The sequence below is a fragment of the Mycobacterium sp. SMC-17 genome (assembly GCF_045310915.1).
Taxonomy (GTDB): domain Bacteria; phylum Actinomycetota; class Actinomycetes; order Mycobacteriales; family Mycobacteriaceae; genus Mycobacterium.
In genome coordinates this window covers 90,375-115,293 of sequence record NZ_JBJIAK010000013.1, presented here as the reverse complement: position 1 = coordinate 115,293, position 24,919 = coordinate 90,375, and the positions used below count along the sequence as shown (strand labels likewise).

21 protein-coding genes and 1 tRNA gene are annotated in these 24,919 nt (G+C 67.1%); 12 read left to right on the top strand and 10 right to left on the bottom strand.

Annotated elements, in window-relative coordinates; genetic code table 11:
• Window positions 1-5 precede the first annotated feature (5 nt).
• Genes ACJH7A_RS11390 through ACJH7A_RS11380 form a run of 3 tightly spaced genes read left to right on the top strand, consistent with a single transcriptional unit; the run spans window position 6 to window position 3,200 of the window.
• A complete protein-coding gene (locus tag ACJH7A_RS11390) occupies window positions 6-1,583 on the top strand; it encodes a flavin-containing monooxygenase (RefSeq protein WP_406801978.1) in 1,578 nt (525 codons plus the stop codon).
• Window positions 1,580-2,503: an SDR family NAD(P)-dependent oxidoreductase gene (locus ACJH7A_RS11385; protein ID WP_406801977.1), complete on the top strand. Its 924-nt coding sequence runs from the start codon at window positions 1,580-1,582 to the stop codon at window positions 2,501-2,503. The genes ACJH7A_RS11390 and ACJH7A_RS11385 overlap by 4 nt, the downstream gene beginning before the upstream one ends.
• Before the next feature lie 31 nt (window positions 2,504-2,534).
• A complete protein-coding gene (locus tag ACJH7A_RS11380) occupies window positions 2,535-3,200 on the top strand; it encodes a cyclase family protein (RefSeq protein WP_406801976.1) in 666 nt (221 codons plus the stop codon).
• A 50-nt stretch (window positions 3,201-3,250) separates the two neighbouring features.
• On the opposite strand, the gene ACJH7A_RS11375 is transcribed toward ACJH7A_RS11380, so the two are convergent.
• Complete coding sequence (locus tag ACJH7A_RS11375) at window positions 3,251-3,841, bottom strand: helix-turn-helix domain-containing protein (protein ID WP_406801975.1); 591 nt, start codon at window positions 3,839-3,841, stop codon at window positions 3,251-3,253.
• A gap of 87 nt (window positions 3,842-3,928) precedes the next feature.
• Here ACJH7A_RS11375 and ACJH7A_RS11370 point away from each other — a divergent pair, with 87 nt between their 5' ends.
• Together ACJH7A_RS11370 and ACJH7A_RS11365 are read left to right on the top strand one after the other, a co-directional pair.
• A complete protein-coding gene (locus ACJH7A_RS11370) occupies window positions 3,929-4,330 on the top strand; it encodes a nuclear transport factor 2 family protein (RefSeq protein WP_406801974.1) in 402 nt (133 codons plus the stop codon).
• A gap of 63 nt (window positions 4,331-4,393) precedes the next feature.
• Window positions 4,394-4,885, top strand: coding sequence for a pyridoxamine 5'-phosphate oxidase family protein (locus ACJH7A_RS11365; protein ID WP_212812353.1), 492 nt, complete (start codon window positions 4,394-4,396; stop codon window positions 4,883-4,885).
• A 27-nt stretch (window positions 4,886-4,912) separates the two neighbouring features.
• On the opposite strand, the gene ACJH7A_RS11360 is transcribed toward ACJH7A_RS11365, so the two are convergent.
• The 9 genes from ACJH7A_RS11360 to ACJH7A_RS11320 all read right to left on the bottom strand — a co-directional run bounded on the left by ACJH7A_RS11360 (window position 4,913) and on the right by ACJH7A_RS11320 (window position 19,358).
• Complete coding sequence (locus ACJH7A_RS11360) at window positions 4,913-5,548, bottom strand: hypothetical protein (protein ID WP_212812354.1); 636 nt, start codon at window positions 5,546-5,548, stop codon at window positions 4,913-4,915.
• A gap of 13 nt (window positions 5,549-5,561) precedes the next feature.
• Window positions 5,562-5,975, bottom strand: coding sequence for a thioesterase family protein (locus ACJH7A_RS11355; RefSeq protein ID WP_020102240.1), 414 nt, complete (start codon window positions 5,973-5,975; stop codon window positions 5,562-5,564).
• 7 nt (window positions 5,976-5,982) lie between these two features.
• Window positions 5,983-10,842: an NAD-glutamate dehydrogenase gene (locus ACJH7A_RS11350; protein WP_406801973.1), complete on the bottom strand. Its 4,860-nt coding sequence runs from the start codon at window positions 10,840-10,842 to the stop codon at window positions 5,983-5,985.
• A 55-nt stretch (window positions 10,843-10,897) separates the two neighbouring features.
• Window positions 10,898-12,571: an energy-dependent translational throttle protein EttA gene (gene ettA / locus ACJH7A_RS11345; protein ID WP_212812356.1), complete on the bottom strand. Its 1,674-nt coding sequence runs from the start codon at window positions 12,569-12,571 to the stop codon at window positions 10,898-10,900.
• A gap of 181 nt (window positions 12,572-12,752) precedes the next feature.
• Window positions 12,753-13,202, bottom strand: a complete 450-nt coding sequence (ssb, locus tag ACJH7A_RS11340) for a single-stranded DNA-binding protein (RefSeq protein WP_346414337.1) — start codon at window positions 13,200-13,202, stop codon at window positions 12,753-12,755.
• Window positions 13,203-13,352: 150 nt separating this feature from the next.
• Window positions 13,353-15,719 (bottom strand): glycerol-3-phosphate 1-O-acyltransferase, encoded by a 2,367-nt coding sequence (locus ACJH7A_RS11335; protein ID WP_346414336.1) that lies wholly within the window; start codon window positions 15,717-15,719, stop codon window positions 13,353-13,355.
• Window positions 15,716-17,293, bottom strand: coding sequence for an HAD-IB family hydrolase (locus ACJH7A_RS11330; RefSeq protein ID WP_406801972.1), 1,578 nt, complete (start codon window positions 17,291-17,293; stop codon window positions 15,716-15,718). Before ACJH7A_RS11330 ends, ACJH7A_RS11335 begins: the two co-directional genes overlap by 4 nt.
• A complete protein-coding gene (locus ACJH7A_RS11325; RefSeq protein ID WP_406801971.1) occupies window positions 17,290-18,771 on the bottom strand; it encodes a wax ester/triacylglycerol synthase family O-acyltransferase in 1,482 nt (493 codons plus the stop codon). The genes ACJH7A_RS11330 and ACJH7A_RS11325 overlap by 4 nt, the downstream gene beginning before the upstream one ends.
• 134 nt (window positions 18,772-18,905) lie before the next feature.
• Complete coding sequence (locus ACJH7A_RS11320) at window positions 18,906-19,358, bottom strand: group I intron-associated PD-(D/E)XK endonuclease (RefSeq protein ID WP_406801970.1); 453 nt, start codon at window positions 19,356-19,358, stop codon at window positions 18,906-18,908.
• 156 nt (window positions 19,359-19,514) lie between these two features.
• Between ACJH7A_RS11320 and ACJH7A_RS11315 the strand changes: the two genes are divergently transcribed.
• The 7 genes from ACJH7A_RS11315 (at window position 19,515) to ACJH7A_RS11285 (ending at window position 24,475) form a co-directional block, all read left to right on the top strand.
• Window positions 19,515-19,587 (top strand) — tRNA-Arg (locus tag ACJH7A_RS11315).
• A gap of 19 nt (window positions 19,588-19,606) precedes the next feature.
• A complete protein-coding gene (locus ACJH7A_RS11310; protein WP_406801969.1) occupies window positions 19,607-19,930 on the top strand; it encodes a hypothetical protein in 324 nt (107 codons plus the stop codon).
• Window positions 19,931-20,077: 147 nt separating this feature from the next.
• Window positions 20,078-20,263: a hypothetical protein gene (locus ACJH7A_RS11305; RefSeq protein WP_406801968.1), complete on the top strand. Its 186-nt coding sequence runs from the start codon at window positions 20,078-20,080 to the stop codon at window positions 20,261-20,263.
• A gap of 9 nt (window positions 20,264-20,272) precedes the next feature.
• Complete coding sequence (locus ACJH7A_RS11300) at window positions 20,273-20,410, top strand: hypothetical protein (protein ID WP_406801967.1); 138 nt, start codon at window positions 20,273-20,275, stop codon at window positions 20,408-20,410.
• A gap of 940 nt (window positions 20,411-21,350) precedes the next feature.
• Window positions 21,351-23,240, top strand: coding sequence for a phage tail sheath subtilisin-like domain-containing protein (locus ACJH7A_RS11295; protein ID WP_406801966.1), 1,890 nt, complete (start codon window positions 21,351-21,353; stop codon window positions 23,238-23,240).
• A 1-nt stretch (window position 23,241) separates the two neighbouring features.
• Window positions 23,242-23,745: a phage tail protein gene (locus tag ACJH7A_RS11290; protein WP_346414330.1), complete on the top strand. Its 504-nt coding sequence runs from the start codon at window positions 23,242-23,244 to the stop codon at window positions 23,743-23,745.
• Window positions 23,746-23,749: 4 nt separating this feature from the next.
• Complete coding sequence (locus ACJH7A_RS11285) at window positions 23,750-24,475, top strand: hypothetical protein (protein ID WP_406801965.1); 726 nt, start codon at window positions 23,750-23,752, stop codon at window positions 24,473-24,475.
• Window positions 24,476-24,919: the final 444 nt, after the last annotated feature.

Sequence of the window (24,919 nt, the reverse complement as noted above, 5' to 3'; positions counted from 1 at the left end):
CGGACATGACCACCAGCACGAAGGCCGCACGGTCGGCCACGACGGAGCGACACGAGCCCGATCATGAGGTGGTGATCGTCGGGGCCGGGTTCGGCGGCATCGGCGCCGGGATCGCCCTCCAGCGCAAGGGAATACACGACTTCGTCATCGTCGACAAGTGGGATCACGTCGGCGGCACCTGGCACGCCAACACCTATCCGGGTGTGGCAGTGGACATTCCATCCGTCATCTACAGCTTCTCGTATGAGCAGCGCGGCGGCTGGTCACGCGTCTTCGCGCCCGGCAACGAGCTGCGGGACTACGCCGACGACATGGTGGACAAGTACGGCCTGCGCGACAAGCTGCGGCTGAACACAACCGTGACCGCAGCGGCGTTCGACGAGCAGAACAGCATGTGGCGGTTGACGTTCGACGGCGGCGCAGAAATCACGGGCCGCCACGTGGTGATGGCGGTCGGCGGGCTCGAGCGGCCCAAACTGCCGGACATTCCCGGTCTGCAGGATTTCGGCGGGGTGCTCATGCACACCGCGCTGTGGGATCACGACGTCGAGTTGACCGGTAAGCGGGTCGCGGTCATCGGCACCGGCGCGACGTCGCTGCAACTGGTGCCGGCGATCGTGGACGAGGTGGCGCACCTCACGGTCTTCCAGCGCACGCCGATCTGGGTGTTTCCCAAGCCCGACAGCACGATTCACGGCATCTCCCGCGCAGTGCTGGAGATCGGCCAGGTGCGGTCCGCGCTGCGCGCCGCCGGTACCGTCGCGACCGAGATCGGGATGGGCGGAATGCTCACCGGGCCGGGTTGGCTGGTCGAGGCCACGCGCAAGCTCGCCGAAGCACCCGTGCGGGTGTGGATGCGCAGCCAGGTCAGCGATCCGGCGACCCGGGAGAAACTGATCCCCCGCTACGGCCTGGGCTGCAAGCGCCCGTCGATGTCCAACGACTACCTCAAGACGTTCAATCGCAGTGACGTCAGCCTGGTGACCGACGCCATCGAGCGCATCACCGAGACCGGCGTGGTGACCACCGACGGTGTCGAGCACCAGGTCGATGTCCTCATCTGCGCGACCGGATTCAAACTGTGGGAACGGGATTCGGTGCCGCCCTTCCCCGTCGTCGGCCGCGACGGGCTCGACGCCGCGGAGTTCTGGGCGGTCAATCGTTTTCAGGCCTATCAGGGCGTGTCCGTACCCGGCTTCCCGAACATGTTCATGATCACCGGGCCCTACGGCTTCGTGCTCGGGTCGTACCTGTGGATGATCGAGGCCACCGCGGTACACCTGAGTCGCGCGATCGCCGAAGCCAAGCGTCGCGGCGCCCGGGAGGTCGAGATCCGGCGCGAAGTCCATGACGCCTATTTCCGGTACTGCCTCCGCCGGCAGGCGCGCAATGTCCTGTTCACGCCCACCTGCGCAGGGTCCAACACGTATTACATCGACTACCACGGTGATTCCCCGTTCCGGCCGACGACGCACGGCGAGATGTACTGGCAGAACCGCCATTACGACCTCGACGTGTATCGGTACGGGACCGGCACCGCCGATGCCCACCAAGTAGCAGCCACCGCGAAGGACGCCGGATGAAGATCAACAGCCTGGACCCACAGCTCGTGGTCGTCACCGGTGCCGGCAGCGGCATCGGGCGCGCCACCGCGATCCGCTTCGCCAAAGGCGGTGCGCACGTGGTCGTCTCCGACATCGACCTCGACTCGGCACAAGCGACCGCCGCCATGATCAAAGGCGCCGGCCGCCGCGCGTCGGCAGCCCGGCTGGACGTCACCGATCCGGAGGACTGGGAGGCTTTTGCATATGACGTGCGGACCGAGCACGGGGTGCCCGACGTCGTCGTCAACAACGCCGGCATCGTCGTCGGCGGGCCGTTCCTCGAACTGTCCGCGGCGGACTGGGACAAGCAGCTCAGCGTCAACCTGATGGGCGTGGTGCACGGCTGCCGGGTGTTCGGTGCGCAGATGGCCGAGCGCGGCCGGGGTGGTCACATCGTCAACATCGCTTCGGCAGCGGCGTTCACGCCGACACCGGTCATGGCGCCGTACTCGGTGTCCAAGGCGGGGGTCAAGATGCTCAGTGAGTGCCTGCGCCTGGAGCTCAGGCCGTACGGCATCGGGGTCAGCGCCATCTGCCCCGGGGTGATCAACACGAACATCGGTGACCGCGCGGTGACCGTCGGGGTGGACCCCGCGCTCGTCGCGCAGGCGCAGCGCCTCACCAGGCAGCTGCAGGAGTTCGCCGAGATGCTGCCGTTCGCGCCGATGAGCCCCGACCTCGTGGCGCGGGCCGTCGTGCGGGCGGTCAGCTATGACCTCGCGGTGGTGCCCGTGCGAGCCGAGGCCTGGCTCGGCTACGTCATGCACCGCCTCGCCCCCGGCATCAATCGCCGTATGACACAGCCTTTCTCGTTCGACCTGATCGAGAAGCTCGCGGGGCCGCTGCTCGAGCGGGTGACGCCGGCGGCCATCACGACGGAGCCCGTCCCGTCTCGCTAGAGTTGGTCATCAACCGCGGGAAAGGGTCGCCATGCTCGTCGATTTGTCTCATACGATTCGCGCGGGGATGGTGACCTATCCCGGGCTACCGGCGCCATCGATCGATTCGCACCTGACTCGTGAAGCGTCTCGCGAGGTCTACGCCGCAGGCACCGAGTTCGCGATCGGCGCGATCACCATGGTCGGCAACACGGGCACCTACATCGATTCGCCGTTCCACCGCTACGCGGACGGGGCAGACCTGGCCGGCCTCGACCTGAACACCTTGGTGGACCTACCCACGGTCGTCGTACACCGACGGGACGGCGCGGCGCGATCCGTCGATGTGTCCGAGCTTCCCGATGACATCGACGCCGGCTGCGCGGTCCTGATCGACACCGGGTGGGATCGATATTTCGGCACCCCGGCCTACGCCGTCGACGCGCCGTATCTCTCCGAGGGCGCGACCGAGCTCCTGGTGAGCCGCGGGGTCGCGCTCGTCGGTATCGACTCCGTCAACATCGACGACGCCGGCCCAGGAGCCGAAGGCCGACGGCCCATCCATACCGCACTGCTGGGCAACGGGATTCACGTCGTCGAGCACCTGACCAACCTGGCGTCGGTACCCGCCCGCGGCGCCCGTTTCACCGCCGTCCCACCGCGGATCGAAGGGTTCGGCACCTTCCCGGTCCGGGCATACGCGACCATCCCTGACTGACGGCGGACCGGCCGGCCTAACCTTGACGTCGCGCTGACGAGTCTGGCCGGCTAGTCGCCGGCAACGCCGAGCAGCAGCCCGACCATGTCCCGCACCAGCTTGCCGGTCCGCTTGGGCGGTACTTCGCCGGCGAGCAGATGGCGCCGGACGGCGGCCAGCGGCAGATCGAGCAATGCGAACGCGATCTGATCGACAGGACGGCCAGATGTTTTGGCCAGTAGTCGAATTGCCTTGTCGATGTCGCGCTTGCTGTTCTCGTCCCGCACCGCCAAATCCGTTCGGGCTGCCTCCGCCCACTCGTCCGGATCGAACGCACGCACCCCGGCCTGCAGCACAACAGCTTCCGCTAGGTGTGTGCGACACCAGTCGACGATCCAGACCGCGGCGTCGACGGCGCCGGCGGGCGTGACGGGATTCCCGAGGACATCGAGATAGCCACGCTGGAAGTCGCCGGTGGTACGAAACCAGACGGCAGCCAACAGTGCTGCCCGGTCGGGAAACCGGTGGTAGATCGACCCACTCGGGGCAGAGATTTCGCGGGCCACCGCATTCATCGTGAGCGCCCGCGCGCCGCCTTCGGCAAATAGCCGGATCGCGGCATCCACGAAGTCGTCCGCAGAATGCCGCGGCGGTCTTCCCATGTATTAGAGGATATGCTCTAATACGGTTTTAGAGCAATCACTCTAAAACCAGTCCGACGCGCTGGTTTCGTCCCGAGGGAGATCACCATGAGCACACCCAGCGACATAGCGACGAACCTGTACGCGGCATTCGCCGCGCATGACCCCGCCGGCCTCGCGGCGTTGCTACACCCCGACTTCACCGGCCGGGTCAGCGCGGGCATGCCGTTCGGATTGGGCGGCGACGTCGACAGCCCCGAGACGATGTTGTCGAAGGTCTGGGGCGAGGCGGCCACCCACTTCGAAATTACGCCCCAGCCAGACGAATTCGTCGTCGTCGACGACGAACGCATCATCGCGTTCGGTTATTACCGAGGCAGCAGCCGCGCCACCGGGAAGCAGTATTCAGCGGCGTTCGTCCACGACATCACCATCCGGGACGGCAAGGTCGTCGGACTGGTCCAGATCACCGATACCCAACGCTGGCACGACGCTCTCGTTGCGAGCTGACGGATCTGGACCGAGTCCTCTGGAGGGTTTTCAGGCCGCGCGCCGCGGACTACCGTCGCGAACATGACCAGTTGGAAAGAGTTCGCGGACGCCGCGCCGCGAATCGCGACCACCTTCGTCCGCCGACATACCGCCACCGGAAACCTGTGCATGCTGGGCACGCTGCGCTCGGACGGATTTCCGCGCATCAGCCCCATGGAGCCACGGTTCTTCGAAGACGAACTGTGGATCTCGGGCATGCCGCACACCACGAAGTTCGACGACCTCGCGCGTGATCCGCGCTTCTGCCTGCACACCGCGACGGTCGACACCCACGTCAGCGATGGCGATGCGAAGTTGTGGGGTGTCGTGGAGGACGTGCAGGACAAGGCCCTGCACCGGCGGTTCGCCGAGGCACTGTACGAACAGACCGGCTTCGACATCCGCGGCCAGGAGTTCGAGCACTGCTATCGCGCCAACCTGGTCGGGGCGTCCGCGGTCGAAGTGGCAGACGGACACCTCGACATCACGGTGTGGAAGCCCGGTAAAGCCGAGCACGTCGTCCGCAAGCACTGATTCGCGCTTGCCCGATCCAGCCCAGCCCTAGGGCGACAGCAGGATCGGGCCACCACGGCGGCGGTACACCGATCCGAACCGCGCGTCGATGCGCAGCCACGTCGGATGCACCCGGACCCGGACCACCTCGTTCTCGGGCAGCGGATCGGGTACGAAACCCATGGCGGTCAAGGCGAATACACACCGCATGGGGATGCCCACCTCGATGTCACCGGCGCTGACGGTGAGGACGTCCTGGTCCAGCAGTGACGGCGGCGGACCTTGCGGCCCGCTGTGTTCCTTGGCCAATTCGACACCGCGCTGGAACAGCTCAAGCACCGCGGCCGCCGGCACATCGTCGAGGTGGCTGAAGCCGTCGTCGGGCGGCAACGCGCCACGCCACGCCGAGTCCATCGCGAATCCCGGATCGATCCGGCCCGAGCCGGGCAGCTCGCGACTCAACGCGTCGGCCCCGGCGCTGAGGTCGGACGGCGACACCCGCCCGTTCACCACACGCGCGGCCAGCACCTCGAAACCCGTTGCCGCCCAAGCAACGACGACGCCCTCGCCGCGCGCCCGCAACCGCACCACGGCTGCCTCGTCAAGACGCAGCACGCGCTCGACGAAGGTGGCCAGGTTCTGCGCCTGGGCGGCGTCGGCAAGCCAGATGCCCCGCTCGCTCATCGGTGCACCCTGCTCATCGCGCGAAACGCTGCAGGTACTCCCGCTGATGCGGGGCGATGCGCACCAGCATCTGTCGCTCGATGTTGAAGGTGGCCAGTTGGGTCTCCCCGATCACGGCCGGCTTGGAATCCGGATCGGCCTGCGCCGACCGCACCTCATAGCCCAGCGTGAAGTCGCAGGCGCGCAGCCGGTTGGTCCAGATGGTCACCTGCAGCGGTGAATCGACAAGGCGCAGTTGGTCCTTGTACTTCACGTTGACCTCGGCGATCAGCAGGCCGGTGGTGGCGACGTCCTCGGCGAAGGGCTCGGTGAGGAACGGAACCCGCGCCTCCTCGAGGATGGTCACCATGGTGGCGTGGTTGACATGCTGATACATGTCGATGTCCGACCAGCGCACCGGTACCGGCGTCGTGAAGCGTTCAGTCACCCGCCCATCATCCCTGATTGCCCGTTCCCGTCGTTCTCGTGGTCATGCTCCGCAGTTGCCGCGCGGCCACCGACAGGGTCGCCAGGTCACGCACCTCGTCGCCCAGAATCTCGGTCAGCGTCCGCCGGGCCCGCATCACCCGGGAACTGTTGGTCGACGCCCACTCGTGGATCTTCTGCTCGCCGGTCTCGTCGACCTCACCGACCGCCATCACGTCGATGCACAGCGACCTGATGGACCCGTAGATGTCGTCCCGAATCGCCAAGCGCGCCAACGAATGCCAGCGGTCATTGCGACTGAGTTCGGAGACCGCGGTGAGCAGGTTGTCGATGCCCAGATTGTCGGTCAGCGCGAAGTAGGTGTCGGCCACCTCGGCGGGCTCCCGCTCGGCGATGTCGGCGATGTCGATGACGTCGAGCAGGCTGTACTGGTACAGACCGGTGGCCACCATGTAGGCCAGCTCCTGCGAGACGCCGGCGGCCTCGAACTGTGCGGCATCGGTCTCGGCGATGGCCTTGTCGTCGCCACGCAGCCACTGCGCCATCTGCGGGGTGAGCTCGGCGACCTTCGCCGCGAACCGGTTGGCCTCGGCGCCGACCGCCAGCGGCTGGGGCCGGTAGTTCAGCAGCCAGCGCCCGGCCCGGTCGATCAGGCGCCGCAGATCCAGCGTCATGCGGTCGGTGACGTCCACCGGGACACCGGCCATGCCTGCCGCCCGGATGTTCCGCCACACCTCGTTGACCCGGAAGATCTTGTCCACCGCGACGTAACTGCGGACCGCGTCGACCGGCCCGACGCCGACATCCTCGGCGACGCGGTAGGCGTAGGTGATGCCGGCGGTGTCGACGAGGTCGTTCACCAGCATCGTGGTGATGATCTCCCGGCGCAGCTGGTGCGACCGGATGTCCGCGGTGAACCGGTCCCGCAACTCCTCGGGGAAGTAGTCCGGCAGCCGACCGGCGAACACCTCCTGGTCGGGCAGGTCACTGGCCAGCACGTCTTCCTTCAGCGCGAGCTTCACGTGCGCCATCAAGGTGGCCAGCTCGGGGGACGTCAGCCCCAACCCGGTCTCCATCCGCCGACGGATCTCCTTGTCCGACGGCAACGCCTCCAGCTCCCGATTCAGGCCGCGTTCGGCGGCCAGATTGCGAATCTGGGCGGCGTGCACCGGCAGCAGGCTGGCGGCGTTGGCGCGGCTGGTGCCCATCAGGTCGTTCTGAGAGATGTTGTCGGCCAGCACGAGCCGGCCCACCTCGTCGGTCATCGACATCAGCAGGTCGGTGCGCTCGGCGGCCGCGACCTTGCCCGAGGTCACCAGGGCATCGACCAGAATCTTGATGTTGACCTCGTGGTCGGAGCAGTCCACACCCGCCGAGTTGTCCATGGCGTCGGTGTTGATGTGGCCGCCGGCCAGATCGAACTCGATGCGGCCGCGCTGCGTCACACCGAGGTTGCCGCCCTCGCCGACGACCTTGGCGCGCACCTGGTTTCCGTTGACCCGGATGGCGTCGTTGGCGCGGTCACCGACGTCGGCGTCGGACTCGGTCTCGGCCTTGATGTAGGTGCCGATGCCGCCGTTCCAGAACAGGTCGACCGGCGCCAGCAGGATCGACTTCATCAGCGCTGGCGGGGTCAGTTCGGTGACGTCGGCGGCCAGGCCCAGTGCCGCGCGCACCTGCGGGCTGATCGGGATGGACTTCTGGTCGCGGCTGTAGACGCCACCGCCCTCGCTGATGAGCGATTTGTCGTAGTCGTCCCAACTCGACCGGGGCAGTTTGAACATCCGGTCGCGTTCGGTCCACGAGCGGGCCGCATCGGGGTTCGGGTCCAGGAAGATGTGCCGGTGGTCGAAGGCCGCCACGAGGCGAATGTGCTTGGACAGCAACATGCCATTGCCGAACACGTCGCCGCTCATGTCGCCGACGCCGACGACGGTGAAGTCCTGGGTCTGGGTGTCGTGCCCGATCTCGCGGAAGTGCCGTTTGACCGACTCCCACGCGCCCTTGGCGGTGATGCCCATCGCCTTGTGGTCGTAACCCACCGAACCACCGGAGGCGAACGCGTCGCCGAGCCAGAAGCCGTATGACTTGGCGACATCGTTGGCGATGTCGGAGAACGTCGCGGTGCCCTTGTCGGCGGCGACCACCAAGTAGGCGTCGTCGCCGTCGCGGCGCACCACCTGCGGCGGCGGCACGACAGCGCCGGTGGCCGTCTCGACGTTGTCGGTGACGTCGAGCAGGCCGGCGATGAACAGCCGGTAGCAGGCGACGCCCTCGTTGCGCAGGGCATCGCGATCGGCAGCCGCGTCACCGGTGGGAGCGGGCGGTGACTTCAGCACGAAGCCGCCCTTGGCGCCGACGGGCACGATGACGGCGTTCTTCACCGCCTGTGCCTTGACCAGGCCCAGGATTTCGGTGCGGAAGTCCTCCCGCCGGTCCGACCAGCGCAGGCCGCCGCGGGCCACATTGCCGAACCGCAGGTGCACGCCTTCGACCCGCGGTGAGTAGACGAAGATCTCGTATTTGGGCCTGGGCAGCGGCAATTCGTCGATGAGCTGCGGGTTGAGCTTGAACGACAACGCGTTTCGCTGCCGCGCCGAGCCCGGCGCCGTCACGTAGTAGTTGGTGCGGAGGGTGGCCTGCACGAGCGCCGCGAACGCCCGCAGCACGCGGTCGGTGTCGAGGCTCACGAGGGCGTCGATGTCCGCGGCAACGGCGGCCGCGGCCGTTTGGGCGCGATCCGCCGCGTCGGCCCCGGTCGGGTCGAACACCGCCTCGAAGAGTTCGACGAGAGACTTCGCGGTGCCCGGGTTGTCACGCAGCACCGTCTCGATGTGGGACTGACTGTACGGAAAACCGGCCTGCCGCAGGTACTTCGCGTAGGCCCGCAGGATCGTCACCTGCTGCCAGGTCAGTCCCGCGCCCAACACCAGCTCGTTGAACCGGTCGATCTCCACCTTGCCCTGCCAGATGGCGGTGACCGCGTCGGCGAAGCGGGTGGCGATGACTTCGCGTTCGGCTTCCGGGGCGTCCACGGTGGAGTGGTGCCGGGAAATCTTGAACTGGTAGATCCACACCGGCATGCCGTCGGCGCGCACGACGTTGAACGGCTGCTCCTCCAGCACCACCACGCCCATCGACTGCAGCATCGGCAGCAGCTCGCTCAGCGAGGCCGACCGGCCGGCCAGATACCACGTGAGTTGGGCGGTGCCGTCGTCGTCGGGCCCGGCTTCGGGATAGTCCAGCACCAGTTTGACGCTGTCGTCCTGCAGCTGATCGATGATGCTGATGCCCTCGATGGCACCGGCCGGCGTGAACGCCTGCTTGTAGACCTCGGGGAACGCCACCGCGTAGTGCTCGGCCTCGGCGCGGGTGATGGTGCCGGGCGTGACCGCACCGATCAGGCGGTCCCCCCAGGTACGGGCGGCCTCGGTCAGCAGACCCTGGATACGGGTTTCGTTGGCGGCCGACGTGTCGATGGTCGCGGGGCTGGCGGACTCGCCCAGCCGGACGGTGAAATGCACGACGGCCCAAGGCGATTCACTGACCCGGGCGGTGTACTCGATGCTCTCGCCGCCGAGTTCGCGCACCAGGATGTCCTGCATGGCCAGCCGGACGTCGGTGGTGTAGCGGTCGCGCGGCAGGTACACCAGGCACGACACGAAATGGGCCAGCTTGTCGGCGCGCAGGAACAGCAGCGCGCGCCGCCGCGACCCCAGGTCGATGACGGACTTGCCCATCGCGACGAGGTCGCGCGCGGTCAGGGAGAACAGCTCCGACCGCGGAATCGTCTGGATGATGTCGAGCATCAGCTGCCCGGGCCGGCTCGGATCCCCCTGGGACAAGGCCAATGCCTCGTTGACGCGACGTGAGATCAAAGGAATCTCAAGCACATTGGCGTTACCCGCGGTCACGGTGAACTGACCGATGAAGCGGTGCTCACGCGCCGGACCGTTCGGCCCCGCGCTCTCGCGGACCACCACGATGTACGGGTAGGCGCCGTAGCGCAGGTAGCTCGGCATGGTGGCCTGGGCCACCGCCAGCAGTTCGTCGTCGCCCGCGAGCGGCGGCAGCACGTCGGTGCGCAGCTTGGCCACGCCCAGCCGGGTCGCCGGGTCCACCTGCGCCTGCCCGTCCTCCACGGTGCACTGCTGGTAGCCCAGCAGGACGAAGTGCCCGTCGGCCAGCCAGCGCAGCAGGGCCGCGACGTCACGCCGGTCGTAGCCGGGGAACCGGCCGTTGTGGTCGGCGTCGAGCGCGTTGGCCAGGCCGACGAGCGCGGCGTTCATCGCGGGCGTATCGAGTTGCACCGCACGGGTGTCGGTCAGGGCGTGCGGCAGCACGGCGGCGGCCTCGGCGACGGCCTTGCCGTCACCCATGGTCGCCAGCTGCACATGGATCCAGGTCTCGTCGACGCCGTCGGCCGGGGCACTGGGGTCACCCGCCGGACCCATCGCGACGACCTCGCCCGCCGCATCACGCCGCACCCGGAACTCGGGACTCATGATCGCGGTGTAGGCGACACCGATGCGGTGCAGCAGCACCATCACCGAATCCATCAGCAGCGCGCTGTGATCGGTCACGATCTGCAGCGCCGGGCCGAAGCGACCGGGATCGTCGGCGGAGTAGATCGCGACGAGCGTCTCCCCCGTCGACCGGCGATGACCGAGGCGATAGTGCGCCGCCAGCAACTCCGGGGACACGCGGGTCGCCATCGCGACGTCGATCGGGGCGGTGACCCCACCGTCGGCCGGCGAACCATCGCTGGGGCCGCGGTAGGTCAGCAGATATGCCCGTGCGAGACCAGCGTTGCCGTCCGCACCGGCGGACCGCGTCGTGCCGCTGAGTCCGCCCCGATTTTCCGTCATCCGACTTGCTCCTGACGTCGCGCCGTCGTGCCGCAATCGGCACGTACGTGCGACGTTAGTCGCGAGTCAGCTTGCGGTGGGTCACTCTGTGCGGACGCGCCGCTTCGATTCCAAGTCGTTCCACTTTGTTCTCTTCATAGGCACCGAAGTTGCCCTCGAACCAGAACCATTTGGCCTCGTCCTCGTCGTCACCTTCCCACGCGAGGATGTGGGTGCAGGTGCGGTCGAGGAACCAGCGGTCGTGGCTGATGACCACGGCGCAACCGGGGAACTGCTCGAGCGCGTTCTCCAGCGAAGACAGCGTTTCCACGTCCAGGTCGTTGGTCGGCTCGTCGAGCAGGATCAGGTTGCCGCCCTCTTTGAGGGTCAGCGCCAGGTTCAGGCGGTTGCGCTCACCACCGGAGAGCACACCGGCCGGCTTCTGCTGATCGGGTCCCTTGAAGCCGAACGCCGACACGTAGGCCCGCGACGGAATCTCGTTCTGGCCGACCTCGATGTAGTCGAGCTTGTCGGAGACGACCTCCCAGACCGTCTTCTTCGGGTCGATGCCCGCGCGGCTCTGGTCGACGTACGACAGCTTGACCGTCTCGCCGACCTTCACGGTGCCGGCGTCCGGCTGCTCCAGACCGACGATGGTCTTGAAGAGGGTGGACTTACCGACACCGTTCGGGCCGATGACGCCGACGATGCCGTTACGCGGCAGGGTGAAGGACAGGTTCTCGATCAGGACGCGATCGTCGAAACCCTTCTTCAGGTTGTCGACCTCCACCACGACATTGCCCAGACGCGGCGGCGTCGGAATCTGGATTTCCTCGAAATCGAGCTTCCGCGTCTTCTCGGCCTCGGCGACCATCTCCTCGTAGCGTCCGAGGCGGGCCTTGTTCTTGGCCTGGCGGGCCTTGGCGCCCGAACGCACCCAGGCCAGCTCGTCCTTGAGGCGCTTCTGCAGCTTCTGGTCCTTCTTGCCCTGAACCTCGAGACGCTCGGCCTTCTTCTCCAGGTACGTCGAGTAGTTGCCCTCGTACGGGTAGGCGCGGCCGCGGTCGAGCTCGAGAATCCACTCGGCGACGTTGTCCAGGAAGTACCGGTCGTGGGTGACGGCGAGGATGGCGCCCTTGTAGTCGGCGAGGTGCTGCTCCAGCCACAGCACGCTCTCGGCGTCCAGGTGGTTGGTGGGCTCGTCGAGCAGTAGCAGGTCGGGCTTGCTCAGCAGCAGCTTGCACAGCGCGACACGGCGGCGCTCACCGCCGGACAGGTGGGTGACGGGCTCGTCCGGCGGCGGGCAGCGCAGCGCGTCCATGGCCTGCTCCAGCTGCGAGTCGATGTCCCACGCGTCGGCGGCGTCGAGCTCCTCCTGGAGCTTGCCCATCTCTTCCATGAGCTCGTCGGTGTAGTCGGTGGCCATCAGCTCGGCGACCTCGTTGTACCGGTTGAGCTTGGCCTTGACCGCGACACCGGCCTCGACGTTCTCCCGCACCGTCTTGGTCTCGTCGAGTTCGGGCTCCTGCATGAGGATGCCGACGGTGGCGCCGGGTGCCAGGAAGGCGTCGCCGTTGTTGGGCTTGTCGATGCCGGCCATGATCTTCAGGACGCTGGACTTACCGGCGCCGTTGGGGCCGACGACACCGATCTTCGCGCCGGGCAGGAAGTTCAGGGTGACGTCGTCGAGGATGACCTTGTCGCCGTGCGCCTTGCGGACCTTGCGCATCGTGTAGATGAATTCGGCCATGCCGTCGTCATGCCTTTCGTTGGCTGTTCGTCGAAGCGTTCTCGTAGCGCGAGCCCCTGCGCACTGGAAGTGGCGCGGCCCCGCGAAAACTCGCTGACCATCCTAGGCAAGCCGCCAAATCGCCCGATGGCGCGGTCGGGGCGCCCCGCGACGGGCCTCGTGAGGCGCCCCGGTATTTCCCCTATGCCGACAGCACCAGCGCGCCGGAGTTCTCGGGTTCGGGCGACTCGGGGCCGGCCTCGGGCTCCGCCTGCGATGGCTCCTGTTCGATCGGGTTCGGCCGCCGGGGATCGATCTTGACTTGGCACCGGCCCATGTCCGGACCGACAGACGTCGCCTTGACCTCCATCGACGACCGCCGGTTGCCCTCTTTGTCCAGGTACTCGTTGGTGAAGATGTGACCGACGACCACCACCGGGTCGCCCTTGAACAGCCGGCCCGCCACCCCGTCGGCCACCCGGCCCCAGCAGTTGACGGTGACGTACAGCGAGTTGCCCGGCTCCCAGCCGTCCTCGGTCTTCTTCCGCGAATTGCTCGCCATCCGGAACGTGGCGACGTTGCTCTCCCCGGCCCGGCGCGCGACCACGTCGGTGACGACGTTGCCGACCACGGTGATGGGTGTCTCGAACATGTGCTTCTCCATCCATTTCGGTGTTGCCGGCGTTCTCGTCGGCCTGTGCGTCCATTGATCCGTCAGGCACCGACAAAAGAACCGGCGCCGCTCCCAGAGCGGCGCCGGTTGTGGATGAATCGCGAACTGTGGATAACCCGGGATGGGTTACTACTCGGCCTCGATGACGTCGATGGCCTTCTTGGCCTTGCGCCGCTGCAGCTCCCGGACGTCGAATTTGATCCAGCCGATCGAGTCGACGGTCGCCAGGTCCGCGAGGATCGCCCGCAGTTCGGCGAGGAACGCCGTGCGCCGCTCTTCCAGATCGGGCGCCGCCTCGAGCAGCTTCTGGTCGGCGACCACCTGTCGTGCCGTCGTGAACAGCAGCGCCGACACCGACTCGTTGCTGCGAATCCGGCCCTGTGCGACGTACTGCCGGCCGACGCCGAGGGCCCGCTTCGTCAGGTCCTTCTCACTGATGTCGGGCGGCGTACCCCGCAAGACGTCGGCAACCAGTTCGTAGGCCTCCAGGAACGGCCGCAGCATCGCGCCGGCGATGATCGGGCGCTTGGCCCGCAGCATCGCGTAGATGGCCTCGCCGCCCTCGGCCAGCTGCTGCTCGCAATTGGCCTGCCACGACATCTCCTCCACGATGTGCTCGCGGAAGGATGCCGAGTCGGCGAAGTAGAACTCGAACTTGAGCAGGTCGCGCAACCGCATCACCTGCGACCAGAAGGCCTCCACCGGATCGGATTCCGCCTTGGCCGCATGTGCCATGGCCAACTCGACGATGGCGGTTTCCAGGAACGCGTCGATGGTCGTGTTGCGGTAGAACGCGGCCTCGTGTTCGTCCTGCGGCGCGATGTACCAGACCGGCTGCCGGCCACTGTCGACCGCCGTCACCGGATGCCCGCCGGACATCGCGTCGAGCGCGGCCCGGACCCCCTCGGGGGTACGCAGCCGCAGGACCGAGTTGGTCATCGGAATCTGTTTGCGCTCAAGGTAGTCCAGCGCGTCCTGCAGGGTGTGGTGCAGCTGGTCCAGCGTCAGTGCCAGACCGCGGGTGGTCAGCAGCAGCGCCGAGACCAGCGCCGTGGCGTTGATCGGGGTGGCCCGCAGGATGCGCCAGGCCACCTCGAACGCCATCTTCTGCAGCGCAAGGCGTTTGGCTGCCGGGTCGTTGGCGATCTCACCGTCCGGCGGCCCCAGCTGTTCGCGCATCGACACCGCTTTGGGGAACCGCACGTAGATCTTGCCGAAGTTCCGGTCGCCCTGTGCCTTGATGTAGTGGTAGAGCCAGCTCAGGCCTTCGGGGGTCTTCTCGCCGCCGCGGGCGTACGCGGCGTATTCGGCCGTCTCGTGCAGCTGGTCGAAGCTGATGGAGACGGGCTGCAGCAGGATGTCCTCGCTGCGGCCGTCGAAGTACGCGTCGGCGACGTAGGCGAGCAGACCGAGCTTGGGCGGCAACATCTTTCCGGTCCGGGAGCGGGTGCCCTCGATGGACCAGTTGAGGTTGAAGCGCTTCTCCACGATGTACCCGACGTACTCCTTGAGCACGTACTTGTAGAGCGGGTCGCCGGCGATGTTGCGCCGGATGAAGATGACGCCGGAGTGCCGGAAGATCGGCCCCATCAGGCCGAAGGCCAGGTTGATGCCGGCGAACGTGTGCACCGGTGGCAGGCGGTTCTCCTGCATTGCCACCGGCACGATCACGCCGTCGAGGTAGGACCGGTGCGAGAACAGCAGGACGGCGGGGTGCAGCTCGAGCGCGTGCCGCATGGCCTCGACCTGCTCGCGGTCGTAGTCCACGTTGGGGTCGAAACCGCGACTGAAGATGGCGCGCCCGATCTTCGGGATGAAGTCGACGGAGAACCGGCTCCAGCCCGTCGAGAGCTCGTCGAGCATCTCGCCGGCCTTCTCGACCGTCGCGCCGGGGATTTTCTCCAGGCCCTCCCGGAACCGCGCCGACGCCAGCACCTCGGGCTTGACCAGCCGCGGCGACTTGTACTCGGGCCCGAGCAGCCGCAGTTCCACCCGCTCGATGGCGAGCTGGGCCCGGCGCAGCACGAAACGGGCGAATTCCCTGGGGTTTTCGGCGGTCGTGGTGTCTTTCCACTGCTGCCGTAACTGCCCCACCGTGGCGGGCTCACCGGCCACCACCCGGGCCCGCAGCGGGTCCTTGCGCAGGATGCGGCGCTGCAGCAGTTCCGGTGGCCGATACCGGTCGCGGCCCGAGATCAACCCCACGATCTTGGAGCGCGTCGGCAGCCCGGCGGGCACCCAGAACACCCGGACGGGTACCACCGACCGGCTTTCGTCGGCGCCGAGCAGTTCCACCAGGCGGGCCAGCGTGCCGGGCGAGGGCTCGCCCTCGGTCGGCAGCCGGAGCACCTCGAGGCGGGTATCCGGGTGCTGCTTACGTTGGTGCGCCAGCCAGTCGTTGAGCAGGTCCCACTCGGCAGCCGAGCCGACCGCGGTCAGCACCAGCGCGTCGTCCGTCGGGTCGAAGCTGGCGAGGTCGTCCGCGGTGTGCTTCACCGTCGGCCCTTGGCGCTGCGCGGCGCATCGCCGCTGTCGTCGGGCGACTCATCAGGTTCGGCCGGCGCCGCGGTCCGGTGGTACAGCGCGGCGTCGGGCACCTTGTCGTGCGGCCATTTTCGGAGGGTGTCGAGATAGAGCTGACGCACCTCCGCGATGCGCTCCGACAGGTCGTCCAGGGTCCAGTGCTCGACCGAGATCGGCGGGTACACGACGACATCGACCTTGCCCGCGTGGAAGGTCGACGAATCGCGCGCGGCGATCACCTCCGCGTTGCGGATCACGATCGGCACGACGGGGATTCCGGCGGCCATGGCCATCCGGAACGGGCCCTTCTTGAACTCGCCGACCTCGGTGGTGTCGAGGCGGGTGCCCTCGGGTGCGATCAGGATCGAAAGGCCCTTGCGGGCAAGCTCTTCCATCTTGTGCAGGCTCTCGATGGCCGAGGCGGGATCATCGCGGTCGATGAACGCGGCGTCCATCACCTTGCCGATGGTGCCCATGATCGGGTTGCTCTCCAGCTCCTTCTTGCCCACCGAGGTGAAGTTGTCGCTCACCAGTGCGCCGGCGATCATCGGGTCGGCCTGGTTGCGGTGGTTGAAGATGAACACCGCGGGCCGTTGCGCCCGCAGGTTCTCCGCGCCGAGCACGTTCAGGTCGATGCCCAGGGTCGCCATCAACGCCTTGCTCCACGCCGACGTGAAGAAGTTGACGCCCGTGCGCCGACTGCCGGTCAACAGCCCGAGCCCGAGCGCACCGGCGGCGACCGGCGCCAGCGACGCGATACCGGCGAAGGTCCGGAGCTGGGCGATGGGGCTGCTGCCACTGCGGCTGGAGAACTTCAGCACCGGCCAACCACGCTTGGCCGCAACCGATTCCAGTTTCGCCGCCGGATTGGTGGGCCGTGGATTGCCGACCAGGTACATCAGGGCGACGTCTTCGTCGCCGTCGGCATAGAAGTAGCTCTTCGCCAGGTCGACACCGTTGTTCGCGGCGAAATGCTGTGCGGCGTTGGCCTTTCCGGGCCCCCACAGCACCGGCCGGACCACCTCACCGGTGATGAGTCCGTCCTCGTTCGTCTCGAACTTGTTGCACAGCACGTTCTTGATGCCCAGGAAGTTCGCCACTGGTTCCACCTGGACCGTCAGCGCCGACGAGCTCAGCACGACGGTGTGCCCGCGCGCCTGGTGCGCGCGGACGAGCTCGCGCATCTCGGGATAGATCCGCTTCTTGATGTGCTGGATGAACAGCCGCTCGCCCAGCTCGTCGAGGTCACTGAGCGAATTGCCGTTCAGCATCCGCGCGCCCCGGCCGATCAGGTCCTCGAACTCGGCGCGTCCCAGCTGATGGTTCACCGCGGCCTGCACCATGCCGATGAACTCACCGACGCCCATCTGGCGGCGGCGCAACCGGTCCTGCGTCATGATCACGCCGGTGAACCCGGCGACCAGGGTGCCGTCCATGTCGAAGAACGCGCCGACCTCCGGCCCCTCGGGGCTGGCCAGAATCTCCGCCACCGAGCCCGGCAGCCGGGCGTTGCGGAACTCGCCCGCGTAGTCGTCGTCCGAACTCATTGTGCGGCACCCCCGTTCACTGCCGGCTCGGCCTGTTCGTCCGACAGCGCGAACGACGCCGGAATGGCCCGGCCGTCCCCGCCCAGGGCCAGCACCTCGTTGAATCCGTCGAGCAGGCAGCGGGCCCACAGCTCGGGATCGTTGATCGATGCCCGGTCGTAGCGGGTGCTGATGGTGACCCAGCCGCTGCGCGAGATGAGCACCGCCATCATCGCGACACCGGGCAGGGGCCCGATTCCGTAGTGCCGCAGCACCTTTGCGCCGGCGATGTAGGTGTCGATCGGCGGGCCGGGCACGTTGCTGGCCTGCACATCGGAATTGACCACCGAGCCGGCCATGGACTCGAGCAGCGGGTCCGGCACCAGGTTCAGCAACGGCGCGACGACACCCACCACCTCGATGGCGCGCTCCTCGCGCTTGCGGGTCATCTGGGCGCGCACCTTCTGGATGCGCTTGCGCGGGTCGACGACGCCGATGGGCGCGGCGATGTTCACCCCCGCAAACCTGTTGCCACCCGCGGGGTCCGAGTCGGAGCGCACGTTCACCGGCACCGCCATCGGCAGCGTCGCCACCGGGATGCCCTTGGCCTCGTGGTAGCGGCGCAGCGCGCCGCACAGCGCGGCGAGATAGGCGTCGTTGATGGAGCCCTCGGCGGCCTTGGACGCCTTGTGCAGATCGCTGAATTTGATGTCGATCGCCTCGCTGCGCGACGCCAGACCGCGGCGGCGCAGCACCGGCGACGGTGGCGCCGCGGGCGTCATCACCCGCCGGCTCGACCGGACGTAGTCGACCACCCCGCCGACCGCGTCGGCCGGGTCGCGCATCATGCGCCCGAGCAGCCCGGCCGCGCCGCGCGTCACGTCGAGCACGTTGTTGGCGATGCCCTTCGGTAACGCGTTGATGCCCTGGCGCGCAAGGTCGTTCGGCGACAGGTCTTCGGGGATCGGCAACGGCGCCGACGGCCGCGGCGCGGGATCGCGCTCGAGGTCGTAGAGGTTCGCGAACATCTCCATGCTGCCCACACCGTCGGTGACGGCGTGGCTCATGTGCACGATGTTCGCGGCGCCACCGCCGGCCAGCCCTTCGACCAACGTGGCCGTCCACAGCGGACGGGAGATGTCGAGCGGCGACTGCAGCGCCAGCTCGGCGAAGTCGAAGACCTCACGCAGCGTTCCCGCGCCGGGGGCACGCACGCGCCGCACGTGGAAATCCAGATTGAAGTCGGGGTCGACGACCCAGCGCGCCGCCGCCGTCGGCAGGCTCGGCATCACGACCTTCTGCCGCAGGCGGATGGCCTTGCGGGACGCCTGCTCGAACCCCGCGCGGTACCGCTCCCAGTCCGGGGTGACGTCCAGCAGTTCGACGCCCATGATGCCGGACCGGGTGCGCGGATTGGCCTCCCCGCGATGCATCAACTGATCAACCGCACTCAACTCTTCGGGCAACCCGGCCGTGTCAAAGTCCGGCACGTCGCTCATGGCTGTCGCTCTCCTCCGTCGTTGCCCAGCGCTGGACCCTAACGCTAGTCCGCCGCCGGGGAGGGCGCGGGCAATACCGCTGTTGCGATGCCCACTCCGAGTTGGCCCCGCCAGAACTTTGCAGACGAACAGGTTTACGCCGAAAACACATCACCAATGACACGTCGATTCCGTGGCTTCAGGTCACGAAACTCGGCGGCGTCAAGAACTCCCGACTGCTGACTGTTCTTGCTTGGTGTGACTCGCAGCGTCACGGAGTAGTTGTGTGCTGAGGGGTCCACGTAGTAGCACTCGTCCGTGTCGGGACAGTAGATGCAAAGTGCATCGATCGATTCCTTATCGGTCACGGTCGTGTGGGTACCTTTGCGGTCCGCCCACGTCGATCGGAACTTGACCGTGATTGCACCAGCGCGCGCAGACCGGTACTTGATCTGGAGGCGGTGGAACTCCCCCGCCCCATACGCCACCAGGTCGAATGGCGCATGCTCAGTTGCCGGGAAGAGGACCGTGTATCCCTTGGCCGCCAAGTCCGCGTGGGCCTTGGCGACCCCCAGGTCGCCCTTGTCCTTCGTGTGATGCCTGGCCATCGGTTGGAGGCTAGTTGACGACCCCGACAAGCTCGGTGGCCAACGCAGCTGTCATCTGAGGTCGGAAAGAAACGACCGAGCAGCCTGCTGAGACCAGGACTACAGGTAGCCAGAGTGGCGACGCCCGGTCGGTTTCCAGTCACGTATCGTCTACTTGCCCCCGTGGCGCAATGGATAGCGCAGCGGATTTCTACTCCGTAGGTTGCAGGTTCGAGTCCTGTCGGGGGCGCTCATCCGTCTCGGCCTCGATGACCGTGCGCGACGGCGCCGTCCGCTCCCACAGCACCGCCCCGACGCACGCCGTGACGACCCAGCCGGCGCCGCTGATGCCGCACCACGTGAGCAGCGCCATCGCCACGCCGATCGGCCCGAAGTCGTCCCACCCGCGCAGCAGCGGCGGAAAGATCATCCGGGCGGCCAGCGGCAGGACGGTGCCCTCGATGACGACGCCCGCCAACCCCGCGAGCAGCAGCGCACGCCAGGCGCGGCCGCCGTCGCGCACGAGGAGCGCCGGAGTGATCGTCCAGAAGATCCAGACCGGGATCAGCGACACCGCGAAGAGCAGAATCTGACTCCACCCGTGGTGCTCGGCACCGAACGCGATCCGTTCGCGCACCCCGATCATCGTCAGATACAGGACGAACCACGTCACGCCGCGCCACAGCTTGCCGCCCCAGCCGAACGGTTCGCGGCGCCAGGCCTTGGCAAAGATGCCGGCAATGGTCATCGACATCGGGATGCCCCACACCAGGAAGCTCGCGACGCCGAAGAACGTCCAGTTGGACCGCAGACCCGACGCGCGGCCGAAGGCGGCTCGGACATGGTCGGTCAGCGGCGACGCCAGCCCGAGCTGCCGACTCACCACGATGCCGGGGCTGGCGCTGTCGGCGAACCCGGTCAGGTAGCTGAAGCCGATGATCGCCAGCGGGATGACCGTGGTGAACAGCTGCACCGACACCACGGTGCCCAGCGTGCCGCCGTCGATCTCGGTGAAGCGGTTCACGACGGCGACGATGGGCCGCAGCTGGCGCAGCTCGGCCAGCTGCCGGTAGCGGTCTTCGACGCGCTGCCGCATTGCGGGCGAATCTGCGCCGTCGCTCATCACCCCTCCTATGAACCTGCGCATTGTGCCCGTTCAACGGCCGCCTCCGCGCAGAAACGGCATTCCAGCAGCAAAAATTCCAGAATCCCCCCGCCGGAATGCCGTTTCACCGACAGATAAGCGCCGGAATTTGTGCACCAAAATGCGCATCTGGCAAAAATCCCATTTATGAAATTCGCCGTCCACAAAGCCGCTCCGCACAATCATTTATACAGACCCGATAATATGGCCCTATATCCGACGCCGATTCTCGGCGACCACCGTGAGGCAATTGGACCGTCGATACACTTGTGACGACTGTGGCACGCCGACCCTTGAATCGTCCAACCCATCGAAGATAGAGTGTTCTCGGATGCGTCATTCTGCACGGTCGCAGGCGTCTGGTTCCTAGTTGTTCTTGACCCGGGGTTCGAATCCCGACGTATTCCTATCAGGTCGAGGCCTCGCCACCAGCACGGTGGCGAGGCCTCGGCATTTCCGTAGCGGTTGCATAGCACCCCAACGGGTCTAGCGCTCCTTCGCCCCCATCCGTCGAGGCCGTCACCGCGCCGCACTAGTCGTTGTCAAGGCTCATCGCCAACATTGCAATAACGTCGATCCACGACGCGGCTGCCGCTACAATTTGCCGGCTGTCTTGACGCGCCATTGCCGCCTCATCAGAGGCCCCAAATTTGATTTCAAGATCAAATACTGAACCCAGTGCCGCGGGAATCAATTCCGACCCGCAGCGGGGCAAGTCGCACTCTATTTCTAGCCGTCCTATAGTTTCTTCGTAAATGCGCAATCAATTGCGATCAGAATGGTTTTCACAGCGCCATCACGTCTTTACCATTATCGGTATTCACCATGGATCGAATGTCCATGTCATCACTCCGCGATGGAGGCAGCAGATGCCCGTCCAAACTACGTATCCCGGGGTCTACATCGTCGAACAGATGTCGAGCTCGCATGTGATCTCGGGGGTGTCAACCTCGGTGACCGCATTCGTCGGGGCCGCCCGAAAGGGACCGGCGGATACCCCGACCGCCATCGGCAGTTTCGCCGACTTCGTACGAACATTCGGCGACTCCATCGACGCCACAGACCATCCGATGGGGCACGCGGTTTCGCAGTTCTTCGCCAATGGCGGCAGCCAGGCGGTCGTCGTGCGCGCACTCGCATCCGATGCGCTACCTGCGTCCCGCGCATTGGCCGCAGCCAACGGGGTCCAAGTCACCCTCACCGCGAAGAGCCGGGGCGCATGGGCGAACGGGACCGGCTCGGGCGCCGCCCAGACCGGCATCTTTGCCCAAGTCACGGCCGCAAGTGTCAACCCCAATGACCGGTTCAACCTCACGATCAGTAATTGGGCGCCCGGCGTCGGGGCCGCCTCGCTGCTCGCCCGCGAGACCTGGAGCGAGCTGTCGATGTCGCCAAGCCATCCGCGCTTCGTCACCACCGCCCTGGCCGGCAGCGCGCTTGTCTCCGCGGAGGTCTCTGGCGCCGAAACCACCGCGTCCGCAGGACATTCCACGAGCAAGAACGATCTCTCGGCAGGCGTCGTGGGCCTGGCCCAGCGAACACTCCGCGTGTCCATCAACCAGGGTGCGCCACAGGATCTCGTGCTCTTCCCGACCGGCACCGCGACCGATTCCCACAACACCACCGACCTCGTCGGGTTCATCAACGCCGCAGGCCTGCCCCTGACGGCGTCCGACGACGGCGGAAAACTCGTGCTCACCAGCAACACCAACGGGGCGGACAGTGCCGTGGTCGTCGGACTGAGCGGCGCTCAGGACGCCAGCAGCCGGCTGACGATGGGCGTCGCGGCCGGCGGGACCGAAGTCTCCGGCAGTGCCGCCGACCGTCCCGCGGTCGCCGCGGCCGCCGGGCTCGCCAACGGCAGCGACGGCTCCAACGTCGACGCCAATTCCATCGTCTCGGCCACCGAAGGCGAGGGCATGCTGGCCCTCGACACCCTCAACTTTCCACGGTTCAACCTGCTGTGCCTACCCGGAGTGACGACCGTCAACGTCGACGCCGTCAGCACCGCGCTGGCCTACTGCCAGACCCAGTACGCATTCCTGCTCGTCGACCCCGACCCGAGCGTCACTGCGGCCAATGCGGTGAGCACTGCGGGACTGTTCGCCGCCGCAGGGCAGTACGGCGCACTGTACTGGCCGCGGCTGATCACCGCGGCCTCGACGCCCGCGGGGCTGCCACCCTCGGGTGCACTCGCCGGAATCATGGCGCGCACCGACAGCCAACGCGGGGTGTGGAAAGCACCTGCCGGTCTGGCCGCCGGGGTCGCGGGCGCGATCTCGACCGCCCATCCAACCAGCGACAAGACCTCTGGTGATCTGAACCCGTTCAGCGTCAACGTATTACGAAGTTTCCCCGGGGCCGGCCTGGTCGTCTGGGGCTCACGAACGCTCGCCGGCTCGGACCTCCGCGGTGACCCATTCAAATACGTGCCGATCCGCCGCCTCACGAATTACATCGAAGCCAGCCTTTATCTCGGCACCCAATTCGCGGTATTCGAGCCCAACGACCCGGTGCTCTGGGGCCAGTTGCGGCTCGCTGTCGGGGCGTTCATGCGTGGCCTGTTCAGGCAGGGCGCCTTCCAACAGTCCGAGTCCCAGGCCGAATCCGACAGCTACTTCGTCACGTGCGACGGCACCGTCAACCCCCAGCCAGAGATCGACGCCGGCCGCGTGAATGTCGTCGTCGGTTTCGCCCCCCTGAAACCCGCCGAGTTCGTCGTCGTCACCATCACCCAGATCATCAACACCGGAGACTGACATGGCCGAATTCACTGTCAACCCGAAGCGACACGACCCCTACAAGACGCACATGTTCCGGGTGAAATGGGACGGCGTGTACGTCGCCGGGCTGTCCAAGATGTCAGCACTCACGCGGGCGACGGCACCGGTCTCCCACCGGGTCGGCGGTGACCCTTCGCACGACCGGCGCAGCCCTGGCCTGACCACGTACTCGTCGGTCACCCTCGAACGCGGCGTGACCCATGACCCCGCATTCGAAGCCTGGGCCAACAAGGTGAGCAGCATCACCGCACCTGGCATCTCTTTGCCGGACTTCCGCAAGGACATCACTGTCGACGTCTTCAACGAAGCGGGCCAACAGGTCATCAGCTACCACCTGTTCCGCTGCTGGGTGTCCGAATACACCGCCCTGCCCGCGATGGATGCGGCTACCGCCGCCACCGCAATCCAATCGATCAAACTCGAGACCGAAGGCTGGGAGCGCGATACGTCGGTAACGGAGCCCAAAGAGCTGAGCGTGTGATCCCGTGAGCAGCGGCGCCGGTTGCACAGACACCGCGCCGGCCGCAGACATCACGCTGCCGGCCGGCCACGGCGGCTTCCCACTATCGCGGTTGAAACTGTTGCGAGACTTGGATGTTGCCGACGGAGAACTCGTGCAGGCACTGGCGATACTCAGTGCGTGCGGAGTCGACGATTCCCCGGCACTCCCGTTGGGCATCGTCGACCGACTGCTACTGCAGGCCCACCGTGCGGTCCTCGGCACCGATCTCGAACTCGTCGTCTCCTGCGCGGACTGCGGAGTGCTCAACGAGCTGCCACTGGGGCCGTCCGATGTGCCCGACTATGCACCGAGATCGGGATGGTGCGGCCCTGGCGCCGGTGTCCGGGAGCCCGCCGCAACCGACCTCGTCGGCCTACCGACCGACCCCGACGCCGCCAGCCGGATCCTGGTGGAGCGGTGCGCGGTGGGTCCCGCCGAGGAGCCTCGTGACAGCGCGGCACTCGATTGGGCTGAACAATCACTGTGCGGCGCGGTCGAGTTCTCGTGTATCGAATGCGGCACGCGGATAACGGAATTCGTCGATGTGCAGTGCCTGGTGACCTCCGCAGTAGCAGCCGCGGCAGCCGAGGCCGACGTCGAGGTGCACCTGCTGGCTTCGCAGTACGGCTGGGACTTGGCCAGCATCGAAGCTCTTCCCGAAGCACGGCGCAGACGGCTGGCAGCACTGGCCCGCGGCGAGGGCCGATGACCGTCACGTCCCGTGAAACCCGAAGTGCCGCCGTGCGGGGGCTGATCGCCCGCGCACAGCGTCCACCAGTTCGCCCGGGATCCGACGCGGCGGCCCAACAGCCGCCGGTCGCGCCCGTCGCCGAGCAGGTCACCGCGCCGACTGCCATCAACTCGCCGGCCGACCACACTGTCCCGCCGCCGCGGCCGCCCGCCATACCGCGCCCCACCGAGCCGCCCACGGCACCACCAGCGGCACCGCCCCCGGCCGCCGACGCCGGTCGACACGACCGGTCTTCGCCCGCAGCGCGACAATCCCCGCTACCACCGACCCTCAGCCCACCCCAGCCACCGCTGCTACCACCGCCGTCGCAGCCTGCGGCAACCACTCTTCGAGTAATTCGCGCGCACGATGCCCCACCCCGCGTCGCGCCCCACAGGCCGACGCCCTCGGATCGACCGGCAT

Excerpts from the sequence above, each read along its gene's own strand:
- ACJH7A_RS11390 (WP_406801978.1), top strand. The coding sequence starts at position 6 with ATGACCACCAGCACGAAGGCCGCACGGTCGGCCACGACGGAGCGACAC.
- ACJH7A_RS11385 (WP_406801977.1), top strand. The coding sequence starts at position 1,580 with ATGAAGATCAACAGCCTGGACCCACAGCTCGTGGTCGTCACCGGTGCC.
- ACJH7A_RS11380 (WP_406801976.1), top strand. The coding sequence starts at position 2,535 with ATGCTCGTCGATTTGTCTCATACGATTCGCGCGGGGATGGTGACCTAT.
- ACJH7A_RS11375 (WP_406801975.1), bottom strand. The coding sequence starts at position 3,841 with ATGGGAAGACCGCCGCGGCATTCTGCGGACGACTTCGTGGATGCCGCG.
- ACJH7A_RS11370 (WP_406801974.1), top strand. The coding sequence starts at position 3,929 with ATGAGCACACCCAGCGACATAGCGACGAACCTGTACGCGGCATTCGCC.
- ACJH7A_RS11365 (WP_212812353.1), top strand. The coding sequence starts at position 4,394 with ATGACCAGTTGGAAAGAGTTCGCGGACGCCGCGCCGCGAATCGCGACC.
- ACJH7A_RS11360 (WP_212812354.1), bottom strand. The coding sequence starts at position 5,548 with ATGAGCGAGCGGGGCATCTGGCTTGCCGACGCCGCCCAGGCGCAGAAC.
- ACJH7A_RS11350 (WP_406801973.1), bottom strand. The coding sequence starts at position 10,842 with ATGACGGAAAATCGGGGCGGACTCAGCGGCACGACGCGGTCCGCCGGT.
- ettA (WP_212812356.1), bottom strand. The coding sequence starts at position 12,571 with ATGGCCGAATTCATCTACACGATGCGCAAGGTCCGCAAGGCGCACGGC.
- ssb (WP_346414337.1), bottom strand. The coding sequence starts at position 13,202 with ATGTTCGAGACACCCATCACCGTGGTCGGCAACGTCGTCACCGACGTG.
- ACJH7A_RS11330 (WP_406801972.1), bottom strand. The coding sequence starts at position 17,293 with ATGAGTTCGGACGACGACTACGCGGGCGAGTTCCGCAACGCCCGGCTG.
- ACJH7A_RS11325 (WP_406801971.1), bottom strand. The coding sequence starts at position 18,771 with ATGAGCGACGTGCCGGACTTTGACACGGCCGGGTTGCCCGAAGAGTTG.
- ACJH7A_RS11320 (WP_406801970.1), bottom strand. The coding sequence starts at position 19,358 with ATGGCCAGGCATCACACGAAGGACAAGGGCGACCTGGGGGTCGCCAAG.
- ACJH7A_RS11310 (WP_406801969.1), top strand. The coding sequence starts at position 19,607 with ATGACCGTGCGCGACGGCGCCGTCCGCTCCCACAGCACCGCCCCGACG.
- ACJH7A_RS11305 (WP_406801968.1), top strand. The coding sequence starts at position 20,078 with ATGGTCATCGACATCGGGATGCCCCACACCAGGAAGCTCGCGACGCCG.
- ACJH7A_RS11300 (WP_406801967.1), top strand. The coding sequence starts at position 20,273 with ATGATCGCCAGCGGGATGACCGTGGTGAACAGCTGCACCGACACCACG.
- ACJH7A_RS11295 (WP_406801966.1), top strand. The coding sequence starts at position 21,351 with ATGCCCGTCCAAACTACGTATCCCGGGGTCTACATCGTCGAACAGATG.
- ACJH7A_RS11290 (WP_346414330.1), top strand. The coding sequence starts at position 23,242 with ATGGCCGAATTCACTGTCAACCCGAAGCGACACGACCCCTACAAGACG.